Annotated in this window: 12 protein-coding genes; 8 read left to right on the forward strand and 4 right to left on the reverse strand. The window is 35.0% G+C overall.

Annotated elements, in window-relative coordinates; genetic code table 11:
- Positions 1 to 256: 256 nt before the first annotated feature.
- Together spoIVB and spo0A are read left to right on the forward strand one after the other, a co-directional pair.
- Positions 257 to 1534: a SpoIVB peptidase gene (gene spoIVB, locus LC076_RS08430; protein WP_226667733.1), complete on the forward strand. Its 1278-nt coding sequence runs from the start codon at positions 257 to 259 to the stop codon at positions 1532 to 1534.
- 318 nt (positions 1535 to 1852) lie between these two features.
- On the forward strand, positions 1853 to 2641 hold the full coding sequence (spo0A, locus tag LC076_RS08435) for a sporulation transcription factor Spo0A (protein WP_226667624.1): 789 nt from the start codon (positions 1853 to 1855) through the stop codon (positions 2639 to 2641).
- 222 nt (positions 2642 to 2863) lie between these two features.
- Here the strand turns inward: spo0A and LC076_RS08440 are convergent, their stop codons facing one another.
- From LC076_RS08440 to LC076_RS08450, 3 genes are all read right to left on the reverse strand, one after another.
- Complete coding sequence (locus LC076_RS08440) at positions 2864 to 3358, reverse strand: hypothetical protein (RefSeq protein WP_226667626.1); 495 nt, start codon at positions 3356 to 3358, stop codon at positions 2864 to 2866.
- A gap of 89 nt (positions 3359 to 3447) precedes the next feature.
- The gene (locus LC076_RS08445; protein ID WP_226667627.1) at positions 3448 to 4422 is read right to left on the reverse strand and encodes a ketoacyl-ACP synthase III; all 975 of its coding nucleotides are present in this window, start codon (positions 4420 to 4422) and stop codon (positions 3448 to 3450) included.
- A 350-nt stretch (positions 4423 to 4772) separates the two neighbouring features.
- Positions 4773 to 4925, reverse strand: coding sequence for a YycC family protein (locus LC076_RS08450; protein WP_226667629.1), 153 nt, complete (start codon positions 4923 to 4925; stop codon positions 4773 to 4775).
- 50 nt (positions 4926 to 4975) lie between these two features.
- Here LC076_RS08450 and LC076_RS08455 point away from each other — a divergent pair, with 50 nt between their 5' ends.
- Positions 4976 to 5698: a glycerophosphodiester phosphodiesterase gene (locus tag LC076_RS08455; protein WP_226667631.1), complete on the forward strand. Its 723-nt coding sequence runs from the start codon at positions 4976 to 4978 to the stop codon at positions 5696 to 5698.
- A gap of 378 nt (positions 5699 to 6076) precedes the next feature.
- On the opposite strand, the gene LC076_RS08460 is transcribed toward LC076_RS08455, so the two are convergent.
- The gene (locus tag LC076_RS08460; protein WP_226667633.1) at positions 6077 to 6313 is read right to left on the reverse strand and encodes a DUF2627 domain-containing protein; all 237 of its coding nucleotides are present in this window, start codon (positions 6311 to 6313) and stop codon (positions 6077 to 6079) included.
- A gap of 160 nt (positions 6314 to 6473) precedes the next feature.
- Between LC076_RS08460 and LC076_RS08465 the strand changes: the two genes are divergently transcribed.
- The 5 genes from LC076_RS08465 to lpdA all read left to right on the forward strand — a co-directional run bounded on the left by LC076_RS08465 (position 6474) and on the right by lpdA (position 13695).
- Positions 6474 to 8546, forward strand: a complete 2073-nt coding sequence (locus LC076_RS08465) for a sigma-54 interaction domain-containing protein (protein WP_226667643.1) — start codon at positions 6474 to 6476, stop codon at positions 8544 to 8546.
- 416 nt (positions 8547 to 8962) lie between these two features.
- The gene (yqiS, locus tag LC076_RS08470) at positions 8963 to 9859 is read left to right on the forward strand and encodes a phosphate butyryltransferase (RefSeq protein WP_226667646.1); all 897 of its coding nucleotides are present in this window, start codon (positions 8963 to 8965) and stop codon (positions 9857 to 9859) included.
- A gap of 20 nt (positions 9860 to 9879) precedes the next feature.
- Entirely contained in the window at positions 9880 to 10977 is a 1098-nt protein-coding gene (bcd, locus tag LC076_RS08475) for a Leu/Phe/Val dehydrogenase (RefSeq protein ID WP_226667654.1), read from the forward strand.
- A gap of 129 nt (positions 10978 to 11106) precedes the next feature.
- Positions 11107 to 12216, forward strand: a complete 1110-nt coding sequence (buk, locus tag LC076_RS08480) for a butyrate kinase (RefSeq protein WP_226667655.1) — start codon at positions 11107 to 11109, stop codon at positions 12214 to 12216.
- Between the two features lie 54 nt (positions 12217 to 12270).
- Positions 12271 to 13695: a dihydrolipoyl dehydrogenase gene (gene lpdA, locus LC076_RS08485; RefSeq protein ID WP_226667657.1), complete on the forward strand. Its 1425-nt coding sequence runs from the start codon at positions 12271 to 12273 to the stop codon at positions 13693 to 13695.
- The last annotated feature ends 70 nt before the right edge of the window (positions 13696 to 13765 follow it).

A 13765-nucleotide genomic window follows, 5' to 3' on the forward strand; every position in this document is an offset into this window, starting at 1 on the left:
TCCATTACTGCTTTAAACTTATTAAATGCAACAAAATTGATGATTTTACAGAGCTATTTTATTCAAACATTTTATGGGTAAACTAAAATTATTGACTTATCGTCAATGATCTCCTAATTCTTACAACAAATCCTTTAAATTTCTACTTATTCAAGTTATAAATAAGCCTTAAAAAGGCTACATTAAAACTGTAGCCATATATACAGTGTGGTGTGGGTAGGAGCGAGGAGAGTGAAGGTTTTTGCAGACAGATAAAATGAGAAAAATTATTGGTGTACTTCTCCTTGTTTTATTTACAAGTTTAGGTTTTGTGAAAGAAGTAAGAGAATACGTTCAAATACCGAATCATATTAAGGTGTTTGAAACTCAAAATGTAAGTGTACAAAGTTCATTTCCGGTAAATGCTTCACAAGAAACAGCAGAGGCATTTACAGTTCAAAAAAATAGTGATGGTCAAACACTTGATGTTCATGGGAAAAAGGCAGGAGAAGGAGAAGTTGTATTCGATCTTGCAGGTTTTCCTGTTAAAAAAGTTGGTGTAGATGTTTTACCTGATTTTAAAGTTATTCCAGGTGGACAATCAATAGGTGTAAAACTAAATAGTCTTGGCGTATTGGTGGTAGGACATCACCAAATTAATACAGCAGATGGTAAAAAGTCTCCAGGTGAAATTGCAGGTGTAGAAGTTGGTGACATCATTACAAACATCAATGGAACAAAAATTGAACAGATGAGTGATGTTACACCATACATTCAGGATGCTGGTAAAACTGGAAAGCCACTTGATTTAGTATTAAAAAGAGAAGATGAAAAAATTAAAACTAAATTATATCCTTTAAAAGATGAAAATGATCGCTCCTTTAGAATTGGTTTATATATCAGGGATTCGGCAGCTGGTATTGGAACAATGACTTTCTACGATCCTAAATCAAAGAAATATGGAGCACTTGGACATGTCATTTCAGATATGGACACTAAAAAGCCCATTGTAGTTGAGGATGGACAAATAGTAAGGTCAACAGTTACATCGATTGAAAAAGGTAGTAATGGAAATCCTGGTGAAAAGTTAGCTAGGTTTTCGGAAGACAGAAAAATCATTGGAAATATTACACGAAATAGTGCCTTTGGAATTTTTGGTGAGCTTAATCAAGACATGAATAATGGTGTAATGGATAAAGCAATGCCGATCGCACTATCAAATGAGGTAAAAGAAGGACCTGCAAAAATTTTAACTGTTGTTGATAGTGATAAGGTGGAAGAATTTGAAGTCGAAGTTGTCAGTTCTGTTCCACAGAAGTTTCCAGCGACGAAAGGTATGGTTATAAAAATAACGGATAAACGACTTTTGGATAAGACTGGTGGTATTGTTCAAGGTATGAGTGGTAGCCCGATCATACAAAATGGTAAAGTGATTGGTGCTGTTACACATGTTTTTGTAAACGATCCAACAAGCGGGTATGGTGTTCATATTGAATGGATGCTAAATGAAGCTGGAATTGATATTTATTCCAAACAACAACAAAAAGTAAGTTAAAATAAAAACTGTCAAGAAAATTCTGTTTTCTTGACAGTTTTTATTATTTTTGCTTTCCATTTTAGGTGATGTTAGGTAAAATAAAAGAAAGAAAAGATTTTTCGACAAAACTAATATTAATATAAAAGTCAAATGGTGTATTTAGTCGAATTACGGAGTATAATGGAGAAAAACTATGTTTTCCTTCATTTTTTAAAGTTTTTTTAAAAATTTAAAGGAATTTTCGAAGAAATGTCGAAATTGTTAACGTAATCGTATATATATATAATAGGAATCATAAGTGCATTCGTGCTAATTAGGAATGAGGAGGAAATATTTGTGAATAAAATTAAAGTATGTGTAGTTGATGATAACCGAGAACTCGTAGGTTTACTTGAAGAGTATCTATCAAGTCAAGAGGATATGGAAGTTCTTGGTGTAGCATATAATGGTCAAGAATGTTTAACGATGTTAAAGGAGAAAGAACCTGATGTATTAGTGTTGGATATTATTATGCCACATCTTGATGGGTTAGGAGTATTAGAGAAGATCAGACAATTGGATCGTCCTCAGCCGAATGTAATTATGCTAACAGCTTTCGGTCAAGAAGATGTAACGAAGAAGGCTGTAGATCTTGGAGCGGCATATTTTATTCTAAAGCCATTTGATATGGAAGGTTTAGCGAGTCATATCCGTCAAGTTAGTGGAAATGCAGCGCCAATCCTTAAGCGTGCTAACTCAAGTATGAGATCTCATGAAACGCCAACTAAAGGTAGAAATCTAGATGCGAATATAACAAGTATCATCCATGAAATAGGTGTTCCAGCTCATATTAAAGGATATTTATACTTACGTGAAGCTATTTCAATGGTTTACAATGATATTGAACTATTAGGCTCAATCACGAAAGTGCTTTATCCTGATATCGCTAAAAAATACAACACAACAGCTTCCCGTGTTGAACGTGCAATTCGTCATGCTATTGAAGTTGCTTGGAGCCGTGGAAATATTGATTCAATCTCAACTTTATTTGGGTACACAGTAAGTATGACAAAAGCAAAACCGACAAACAGTGAATTTATTGCGATGGTTGCTGATAAACTTCGTTTAGAACATAAAGCTAGCTGAAAGGAATAAATTTCAGACGTGTTAAGGACATGGCTTTTTGAATTTATTGTTTCAGTAACAGAAGTAAGTGACAGACAGTCAATGTTCGTATTTAATTTTATCATTCAAAAGCATCCTAGTTTATTCGTCTTTCGATAAACAGGATGCTTTTTTGTTGTCTCATTATTAAGTTTCTTTCAGGATCTTCCTAGATGAATTTTAATTTGTTAAAAATTGTTGGCTTTATCTACGTTCTAACTTTTGTAAATGAGTGTGAGAATCCATTCTTAATTGTTTAAATATCGATAGTACATCATCTGGGAAAACCTCTATTAATTCAAGCTTGTTGTACATTGAAATATTTTCTTTTTCTTTTTCTATCCCGTTTGAAAATGCATGTTCAAGGGAGGGAGGGGAGTTTGTATAGTTTTTCGCTTTATCTTTGGGGACTTCTATGTTGTATTTCTTAAAAAGAGTTAGAAGTGTACTGATATGATGTTTTTCAGCCACTTTTATTTGAACAAATGGCCGAATTGCACCGAACTTATCAATATATACATCATAGTTGGCTTGTGCTAAATATTCATCTTCTAAAGAATAAGTTAAAGCTTTTACTAGTGAAAGATCTTGATCTCTTAGCGCCCCGTTGGCACCATAGGATTCTGGTGCTTTTGCATAGGTAGCATTGGTAGTGAAAATACTAAAAAGTAGAAGAAGTACTGTTAGGGTTTGTCTCATTTTCTCAACTCCTATGTTAAAACTATACTACATTTAGTATTTTCTATATTTGTTGAAATATGTAATTTTACTTTAACCTAAAGTTATAGTTAACCCCATCGAATTAAATGTCCACATTGTGTAAGGCCTCCACCAAACCCATATAATAAAACCAGATCACCAACATTAATCTTACCTTCTTTAATCCCAAGATCCATAGCTAGTGGAATGGATGCTGCTGAAGTGTTACCATACTTTTCTAAACTGTATAATGTTTGGTCGAGACGAATACTTGCTTTATTGCATATAGATTCAATCATTCTTAAATTTGCGCTATGAGGAATAAACCAGTTAACATCATGTAAAGTGTATGGAGATTTCTCCATTAGAGATTTTATTCCGTTAGGAACAGTGGATACTGCCCATTTATATACTTCACGTCCATTTTGAACAAACTGACGTTTATGTTGAAGCTCTTGGTCAAACATCATATGTGAAAAATTAGTTCCGTACAAATGCATTGCTTTTTCTCCCTCAGAGGTGACTGTAGAAGAGAGAAATCCACCATTCTCACTTTGTTCTACAAGAACAACACCTGCTCCATCTCCAAATAAAATACATGTAGATCTGTCAGTGAAATCAGTAATTTTTGATAATGTTTCAGCACCAACAACAAGGATCTTTTTGTGAAGTCCACTAGTAATTAAACTGTTTGCCATATGTAATCCATAAGTGAAGCCTGCACATGCTGCATTAAGGTCGATGGCTCCAGCGTGTTTTATACCTAACTTACCTTGAATATAGGAAGCTACACTTGGTGTTAGGTAATCAGGTGTTAGGGTTGTAACAATAATCATGTCAACATCACGAATGTCTTTATTAAAGCGCGCTGTTAAATCTTGAATAGCCTTCAAAGAAAGATCACTTGTATATTCGTCAACAGCTGCAATTCTTCGTTCTTTAATTCCTGTTCTTTTAGTAATCCATTCATCGTTTGTGTTTACTAGTTTTTCAAGATCATCATTTGTCATTACTTTGCTAGGAACATAACTACCTATAGCGGTTATACGAGCTTTTGAATTCATGTGTAAACACCTCTTATTTATTTATAACCTAATAATAACATCTGGAGTTAGTATCTGGTACTATATTTTATTTTTTAATTTATTTAGTTTTGGTCGATTTTACTCTATAGAACTTTATTGATTGGGCTAAATAAGTAAAATGTCTTTAGAAATTTCAAATAGGATGCTTCATGTCTGCACTATCTATATAATGGACAAACCAATGCTTTACTAAGCTAATTTTCAGTGAAATTGTAGCTAGGATGTTTTTGCTTTTATGGAAAAGTAGTATGATAATAGGAGTTGGTTTTTAGGAGTAGGAATTCGTTTAAAATAAATAAAATTTGCGCAACGAAAAAAGAAAGACTGATTTAGTCTTCCTTTTCGTTTTCTTCCTTTTTATTAAGTTCAGCTAGCTTTGCAAGTAAGATATGCTGTGGCATATGCATCACCTGTTCAAGTGGTATGTTTAGTGATTTTGCAAGCTTCTGTGCTGTATCTGCAGATATTTGTAATGGTCTCATTTAACATTCCTCCTGAATCTTATTTTACACGAAATGAAGGAGCATACAAGATGACATTGATTTTAGGACATAGAGGTGCCGCTGGGACATATCCGGAGAATACGATGCTTTCGTTTAAAGAAGCTATGAAAGCAGGAGCCGATGGAATTGAGTTAGATGTGCAAATGACAAAAGATGGTGTGCTTGTTGTTATTCATGATGAAACAGTTGATCGAACGACTAATGGTACCGGATTTATTAAAGATTTAACTTCTGATGAGATAACAAAGTTAGATGCTTGTTTTTCTTTTTCTCAATATAGTGGCAAGTCTTTTATACCAACACTAGAAGAAGTGCTAAAGTGGGCAGTTACGCTTCCAACAATCATTCTTAACATAGAGTTAAAGAACGGAATTGTCGAATATCCAGAGATGGAAGAAAAAACGATTTCTTTAATTTTAAAATATAAGCTAGAAGACAAAGTGATTCTTTCTTCTTTTAATCATTATAGCTTGGTGAACTGTAAGAGTATTTCACCTGATATCGAAACTGCTGCTTTATATATGGAAGGCTTATATAAGCCATGGGAGTACGCAAGAAGTATTGGTGCAGATAGTTTACATCCACATTTTTATGCTGCGAAAAATTCAATTATTAAAGAAGCTCAAGCTTGTGGGGTGGCTGTAAGGCCTTTTACAGTAAATGATCGAGGAGTGATGAAACAATTGATTCATGAAAAAGTAGCGGCGATTATTACTGATTATCCTGAACGTGCTTTGGAGATACGAGGGTAGATAAGAAAGAGGCTGGGACATAATTAAAGAAGTCATACAAAAAGACGAATAAATCTAAATTCAGGTAAGCTGAAAGAAACGAGTTCGTTCCATTTCGCTGCAGACACTCGCTTTCCGCGGGGAGGAAGCTAAGCCTCCTCGGCGCAAGCACCTGTGGGGTCTCAGCCTTTCCTCAGCACCCGCAGGAGTCGAGTGTCTTCCGCTTCATTCCACTAGTTCTTAAAAAGTATGGAAAATCAAAAAAATATTGAAGAGGCAAATAAAAACCCGAACTATTAGGCAAATGTTTAATTGACAGATCACCTAATAATTCGGGTTTTTTTATAGCCTAATACTTATCTCCCAACCTCTTTTTGCATGCTATTTTCTTTAAAACAATCATTTTCTAGCAAATCTTTTCTGAACTTTATTTCTTTTACGATCACGATAAAATATAAAACCTGCAACAAAGCTTAAACCGCCCAAAAATAGCAACAGACCTAATATAAATTGTAGCCATAGAAAAGGGATAGGGGGCTGAAGTAAGCCAAATGTCATATCGCGCATAAGTTTAATTCCATATACAGCAAAAAGACCTGGAATGACCATGATGATTAATGCAATTATTCTAGACATAAAAATATAGTCCTTTCTTTTTCTCGCATTATAATTGTCTGTTTCTATAACGAGTTTGTCAAGTCTTATCCTATAGGCTATGATAAAGGTGTGCAAAAAATTGCAAATGATCTCAATCGGGATGTTATATAACTAGTTATTTAAAGGGGATAGGTTAAATATGCAACGAGTCATGATTGTAGGTGCGGGTAAAGGTGGAATGGCCTTACTAAAAAGATTAGTGGAAACTAACATTATGCAAGTAGTTGCTGTTATTGACAAAGATGATCAAGCTCCTGGTTTGGCTTATGCGAGACAATTGGGAATTGCAACAGATGTTAGTTGGAAAAAGATGCTAAGTGAAAACGTAAGTATTATCATTGAAGCAACAGGTAGTGAAGAAGTTATGTATGAGCTTCAAAGCCAAGTGGCTCATGATGTGGTGATTATTCCCGGCTCTGTTGCGTATATTATTTCTGATCTTGTTGATGAAAAGGAAGTATTAATTGCCAAACTTAAAGAAGAAGCTTATAAGCAGCAAACCATTTTAGATTCAACAAATGATGGAATGATTGTCATTGATACGAATGAAAACATTATTCTTTTTAATAAAACGGCAGAAGAAATTACTGGGTTTTCACGAAAAAGTGCTCTAGGTATGAAAGTTAATGAAGTTATACCGTCAAGTTTACTTCCAAGAACACTTAAATCACGTGAGTTGGAAACAAACCAAGAACAAGTACTAGAAAATGGTTTGAAAATCATTACAACAAGGATGCCAATGATCGATGAATCTGGTAATTTACTTGGAGCAATATCTCTTTTTAAAGATATCACTGAAGTTGTTAATTTAGCAGAAGAAGTAACAGATTTGAAGGAAATTCAAGTGATGCTAGAAGCGATTATTCAGTCTTCAGAGGAGGCCATTTCTGTAGTTGATGAAGAAGGTCATGGAATTCTTATTAATCGTGCTTATACGAAAATGACAGGATTAACAGAAGAACAAGTAATAGGTAAACCAGCTACGGCAGATATATCTGAAGGTGAAAGTATGCATATGAAGGTGCTCCAAACAAGGCGGGCAGTGCGAGGAGCAAGGATGAAGGTGGGTCCTGCTAAAAAAGATGTTATTGTCAATGTTGCACCAGTCATTGTTAACGGAAAGCTAAAAGGTAGTGTTGGTGTCATTCATGATATGTCTGAGATTCAAACATTAACAACAGAGCTTCATCGTGCAAGACAAATTATCAGAACATTAGAAGCAAAATATTCATTTGAAGATATTATAGGAAATAGTGAAGAAATTAAAATGGCTATAGAGCAAGCGAAACTTGGGGCGAAAACTCCTGCTACAGTTTTACTAAGAGGTGAATCTGGGACGGGGAAAGAACTTTTTGCGCACGCCATTCATAATGCTAGTGATCGCAAATATAACAAATTTATTCGTGTGAACTGTGCAGCGATATCAGAAAACTTACTTGAAAGTGAACTGTTTGGTTATGAAGAAGGCGCTTTTTCAGGAGCGAAACGCGGAGGAAAACGAGGGTTTTTTGAGGAAGCGAATAATGGAAGCATATTTTTAGATGAAATTGGAGAATTATCTGCAAACATGCAAGCTAAACTTCTGCGCGTTCTCCAAGAAAATGAAATAGTTAGAGTTGGAGGAACAAAACCAATAGCTGTTAATGTACGTGTAATAGCTGCAACAAATGTCAATATAGAAAAAGCGATGTCGGAAGGAAGTTTTCGAGAAGATTTATATTATCGTCTTAATCGTTACCCGATTTCCATACCTCCACTTAGGGATCGAAAGGAAGATATACCAGCTCTTTGTGAAAGGTTAATTGGTAAGTTGAATCAAGACTACGGAAGAAATATTGAAAATGTTCACCCTAATGCAATTGACATTTTACTAAATTATGATTGGCCAGGAAATGTACGAGAGCTTGAAAACATCCTTGGTAGAGCTATTATATTTATGGAACATCATGAAGTGGAAATTGATGGTAAACATATTCCGATGCTTCAACTTGCATCAAAAGAAAAAAAAGTACAAGAAAATGTTCCTTTTGTTCATACTAATCATGAGAAACTCTCTGATGTTGTCGAAAAGGTTGAAGCAGATGTGATTAAGAATTCTTTAGAAATACATGAATATAATCGCACTAAGACGGCAAAAGCATTAGGGATCTCATTAAGGAGCTTGTATTATAAGATGGAAAAATATAACCTTGCAAATAATAGCGTGCAATAAAATTCATAGTTTGCAAAAAGGTGCATGATCGGTATATGATAAAGAAGTAGAAAATGAAATTTTATTACGGTTTGGACTAATAGGGTCTTTTAACATAGGTTGTTTTCATAAACTTTGTTGCTTTGGCATGCTTGAAGGAAACAGCACTTTATAAAGTCTAATGGAATCTTTTCTACTAGATCAGTACCACTTATGCGATAAAAAGACTGTTTTCAACAGATAATTAAGGCAATTAGAAACAATCTTTCAGAAAAAAGCTGTACATAAAGGCAAAATGATAACCTTAAACATGAATTTTAATAGGACAAGTTAATAAATGAATGAATTATTTTTTATAAGTAATGATTTTGGCACGTTTTTTGCATTAAGTTATATAGATGCAGATGAAAACTCTAGTGGAAGGATCTGGATAATAAATGAAGTTGGATAATCTGCTAATTGAAGCTGCCAAAATAAGGGGTAATACAGTTGCTGTTGCTTCGGCAGAAGATGAAGAAGTAATTGAAGCTGTAGTTGAAGCGATTAATCGTGACTTAGCTCACTTTTTACTTTTTGGAAATAGAGAAGAAATTGAAGAATTATTAATAAAAAAAGGCTGTAATAAGGAATATGTCAAAATAATTCATACAAGAACAAAGGAACAAGCTGCTCAGCAGGCAGTAAAATCGGTACATGAAAATGAGGCTTCTGTTTTAATGAAAGGCCATATATCTACAGCAACACTTTTGAAAGCTGTATTAAATAAAGAATATGGACTAAGAATGGGAAGGGTATTGTCACATGTTGCTGTTTTTGATATCCCAGATTTCCCTAAAGTACAGATTGTCACAGATGCAGCGATGAATATTGCTCCTGACTTAAATCAAAAAGAGCAAATCATTAACAATTCTGTTGAAATTGCTAGAGCGATTGGGATCAAAAAACCAAATGTAGCTGTCATTACTGCTGTTGAAACAGTTAACCCATCGATGCAAGCAACGGTCGATGCAGCTGCATTAACTTTAATGAACAAAAGAGGTCAAATTAAAAACTGTGTTATTGATGGACCATTGGGACTTGATAACGCCATATCTTTAGAAGCAGCTAAAATAAAAGGAATTAATAGTGATGTAGCTGGTCAATCAGATATTTTATTTGTGCCTTCTCTTGAAACAGGAAATGTTTTATACAAATCATTGATCTACTTTGCCAAAGCAAAGGTAGGGGCGGTCATTGCAGGAGCTAAAGCACCAATTGTGTTAACGAGTCGTTCTGATACTGCTGAAAGTAAACTTTATTCTTTAGCGTTAGCATTATGTTCAACTGAAAAGTAATATTTAGGAGGAAATACAGCATGGAAATTTTCAAATATATGGAGCAGTATGATTATGAACAACTAGTTTTTTGTCAAGATAAACAATCAGGATTAAAAGCGATTATAGCTATCCATGATACGACATTAGGTCCAGCACTAGGTGGAACTCGTATGTGGACTTATAATTCAGAAGAGGAAGCTATTGAGGATGCTCTTCGTTTAGCACGTGGTATGACTTATAAAAATGCTGCCGCTGGATTAAATCTTGGCGGTGGTAAAACAGTTATAATCGGAGATCCTAGAAAAGATAAAAATGAAGAATTATTCCGTGCTTTTGGACGATATATTCAAGGGTTAAATGGACGTTACATAACAGCAGAGGATGTTGGAACAACGGTAGCGGATATGGATTTAATTCACGAAGAAACAGACTATGTAACAGGAATCTCACCTGCATTTGGTTCATCAGGAAATCCATCTCCAGTTACAGCTTATGGTGTTTACCGTGGAATGAAAGCTGCGGCAAAGGAAGCTTTTGGATCAGATTCTCTTGAAGGTAAGGTTGTGGCAGTTCAAGGTGTTGGTAATGTTGCTTATAACTTATGTAAACATCTACATGAAGAAGGAGCACAATTAATCGTTACAGACATTAATAAAGATGCTGTTCGTCGTGCAGTAGAAGACTTTAATGCAAAAGCTGTCGAACCTAATGATATTTATGCTGTAGAATGTGATATTTATGCTCCGTGTGCACTTGGAGCAACGATTAATGATGTAACCATTCCGCAATTAAAAGCTAGTGTGATTGCTGGTGCTGCAAATAATCAATTAAAAGATACACAACATGGAGATTTAATTCATGAAATGGGGATTGTTTATGCTCCAGACTATGTGATTAATGCTGGTGGAGTGATCAATGTAGCTGATGAATTATATGGCTATAACAGTGAGCGAGCACTGAAAAAGGTAGAAGGTATTTATAGTAATATTGATCGAGTGATTGAAATTGCAAAACGTGACAAAATTCCAACATATAAGGCTGCTGATCGTTTAGCAGAAGAAAGAATTGAACGAATGAGAAATTCTCGTAGTCAGTTCCTTCAAAACGGTCACCATATTTTAAGCCGTAGGTCATAAGTAGTAGTTTTCATGGAGTTAGGAGGAGAAATCTCTTAACTCCAATTTCACATTGTTAAATAGAGAAGAGAAAAGGGCTAATGAACCCTAGTTGGGAAGGAAGTCTAACTTACTACGGAGGTTTATACGTTGCAGGTAAAAGAATATCGAATCCTTGTTATTAATCCAGGATCCACATCAACGAAAATTGGTGTTTTTGATAATGACCGATCAATGTTTGAGAAAACACTTAGACATGATACAGAGAAGATTAATATGTTTCCGAGCATTATCGCTCAATATGAATTCCGAAAACAAACGATTCTTGAGACTCTTGATGAAGAAGGAATTAACATTTCTAAGTTAAATGCAGTTTGTGGTCGTGGTGGTTTACTACGTCCAATTGAAGGTGGTACTTATACTGTCAATGATGAAATGTTAGAAGACTTAAGAAATGGATTTGCTGGACAACATGCGTCCAATTTAGGTGGTATCATTGCTTTTGAAATTGCTAATGGATTAAATATCCCTGCATATATAGTTGATCCGGTTGTCGTTGATGAAATGGATGAAATTGCGAAGATCTCAGGAGTACCATCAATTGAAAGAAGAAGTATCTTTCATGCGTTAAACCAAAAGGCAGTTGCCCGTCGTGTGGCAGCAGAACAAAATAAAAAGTATGAAGAAATGAACTTGATTATTACTCATATGGGTGGAGGTATAACCGTAGGAGCACATAAGCAAGGACGAGTGGTGGATGTTAATAATGGCCTTCATGGTGATGGACCATTTAGTCCTGAACGTGCAGGAACAGTACCTGCAGGAGATCTTGTTTCGATGTGTTATTCAGGAGATTTCTTTCGTGAAGAAGTGATGAAGAAACTTGTTGGTCAAGGTGGACTTGTAGGCTATTTAGGTACAAATGATGCAGTAAAAGTGGAGAAAATGGTAGAAGCGGGGAATTCTGATGCTTCTCTTATCTATTCAGCAATGGCTTATCAAATTGCAAAAGAAATAGGTTCAGCAAGTGCTGTTTTAAAGGGTAAGGTTGATGCAATTGTATTAACTGGTGGTTTAGCTTATGGCAAAAAATTTGTAAAAGAGATTTCGTCATATATAGATTGGATTGCAGATGTGCTAGTATTTCCAGGTGAAAATGAACTTCAAGCATTAGCAGAAGGTGCATTACGCGTTTTGATAGGTGAAGAAGAAGCAAAAAATTACCCTAATGAAAAGATGACTTCAAAAGTCTTTAATTGATTTTCAATATGTTACTTCTTAAACAAATGTTTAGACATAAAGGAGGCTGTATATATGGCGACTGAATATGATCTTGTTATTCTTGGTGGAGGAACTGGGGGATATGTTGCAGCTATTCGTGCATCACAGCTTGGACTTAAAACAGCTGTAGTTGAAAAAGCAAAGTTAGGTGGAACATGCCTTCATAAAGGATGTATTCCAAGTAAATCTTTGTTACGAAGTGCAGAAGTTTATGCTACAACGAAAAAAAGCGAAGAATTTGGTGTTGAAACGGCTGAAGTAAAGCTAAATTTTCTAAAAGTTCAAGAACGTAAGCAATCAATTATTAATTCATTACATAATGGCGTGCAACATTTAATGAAAAAAGGCAGTATTGATATCTATGAAGGAATAGGACGAATTTTAGGACCTTCCATTTTCTCGCCAATGCCAGGCACTATTTCTGTTGAAATGAATAACGGAGAAGAAAATGAGATGTTAATTCCCAAAAATGTCATTGTCGCCACTGGATCTAGGCCAAGAAGTCTTCCGGGGTTAGAGATTGATGGAGAATATGTATTAACTTCTGATGAAGCACTTGATTTAGAGAAATTACCAAAATCCATCATTATTGTTGGTGGTGGTGTTATTGGAATTGAATGGGCATCGATGCTTTCTGACTTTGATGTTGAAGTAACAGTTATAGAATATTCTAAGCGAATACTTCCAACAGAAGATCAAGAAATTTCTAATGAAATGAAAAAATTGATGACTCAAAAGGGCATTAAAATTATTACAAGTGCAAAAGTATTACCAGAATCACTTGTTAAAGATGAACACCAAGTAACCATTCGTGCAGATCACAATGGAGAACAACCTTCGTTTTCAGCAGAAAGAATATTAGTATCTGTTGGACGCTTACCAAATATTGAAGGTATTGGTATAGAAAATACTGATATTAAAGTGGAGAAGGGATATATTGACACAAACGAATTTTTTCAAACAAAGGAATCTCATATTTATGCAGTTGGAGATGTGATCGGTGGTTTACAGCTTGCACATGTTGCTTCACATGAGGGAATTATTGCGGTAGAACATATTGCAAATCAAAAACCTCTTCCAATTGATGAAACATTAATACCTAAATGTATCTACAGTTCACCTGAAATTGCTAGTGTAGGATATACCGAAGATGACGCTAAGGAAAAAGGATATAAAGTGAAGGTAGGCAAATTTCCGTTTAGTGCAATAGGTAAGGCTCTTGTTTTCGGAGAAACTGAAGGATTTGTAAAGCTTGTAGTAGATGAAGAAACAGATGATTTATTAGGTGTTCATATGATTGGACCTCACGTAACAGATATGATTTCTGAAGCTGCTCTAGCTAAAGTGCTTGATGCAACACCATGGGAAATTTCACATACGATTCATCCTCATCCAACATTATCTGAGGTAATCGGTGAGGCAGCACTTGCTGTTTATGGTAAAGCTATTCACTATTAATCAAAGGTAAGATCAATAATTGAATTTATACTTAGTTTTTGGAGTCAATCTTCAGGCGTCTATCTAGTCA

The organism is Metabacillus litoralis (assembly GCF_020524045.1).
Taxonomy (GTDB): domain Bacteria; phylum Bacillota; class Bacilli; order Bacillales; family Bacillaceae; genus Metabacillus; species Metabacillus litoralis_C.

Coding starts and splice junctions, on each gene's coding strand:
- LC076_RS08465 (WP_226667643.1), top strand. CDS start 6,474: ATGCAACGAGTCATGATTGTAGGTGCGGGTAAAGGTGGAATGGCCTTA.
- yqiS (WP_226667646.1), top strand. CDS start 8,963: ATGAAGTTGGATAATCTGCTAATTGAAGCTGCCAAAATAAGGGGTAAT.
- lpdA (WP_226667657.1), top strand. CDS start 12,271: ATGGCGACTGAATATGATCTTGTTATTCTTGGTGGAGGAACTGGGGGA.
- LC076_RS08450 (WP_226667629.1), bottom strand. CDS start 4,925: ATGAGACCATTACAAATATCTGCAGATACAGCACAGAAGCTTGCAAAA.
- LC076_RS08460 (WP_226667633.1), bottom strand. CDS start 6,313: ATGTCTAGAATAATTGCATTAATCATCATGGTCATTCCAGGTCTTTTT.
- LC076_RS08440 (WP_226667626.1), bottom strand. CDS start 3,358: ATGAGACAAACCCTAACAGTACTTCTTCTACTTTTTAGTATTTTCACT.
- bcd (WP_226667654.1), top strand. CDS start 9,880: ATGGAAATTTTCAAATATATGGAGCAGTATGATTATGAACAACTAGTT.
- LC076_RS08455 (WP_226667631.1), top strand. CDS start 4,976: ATGACATTGATTTTAGGACATAGAGGTGCCGCTGGGACATATCCGGAG.
- LC076_RS08445 (WP_226667627.1), bottom strand. CDS start 4,422: ATGAATTCAAAAGCTCGTATAACCGCTATAGGTAGTTATGTTCCTAGC.
- spoIVB (WP_226667733.1), top strand. CDS start 257: ATGAGAAAAATTATTGGTGTACTTCTCCTTGTTTTATTTACAAGTTTA.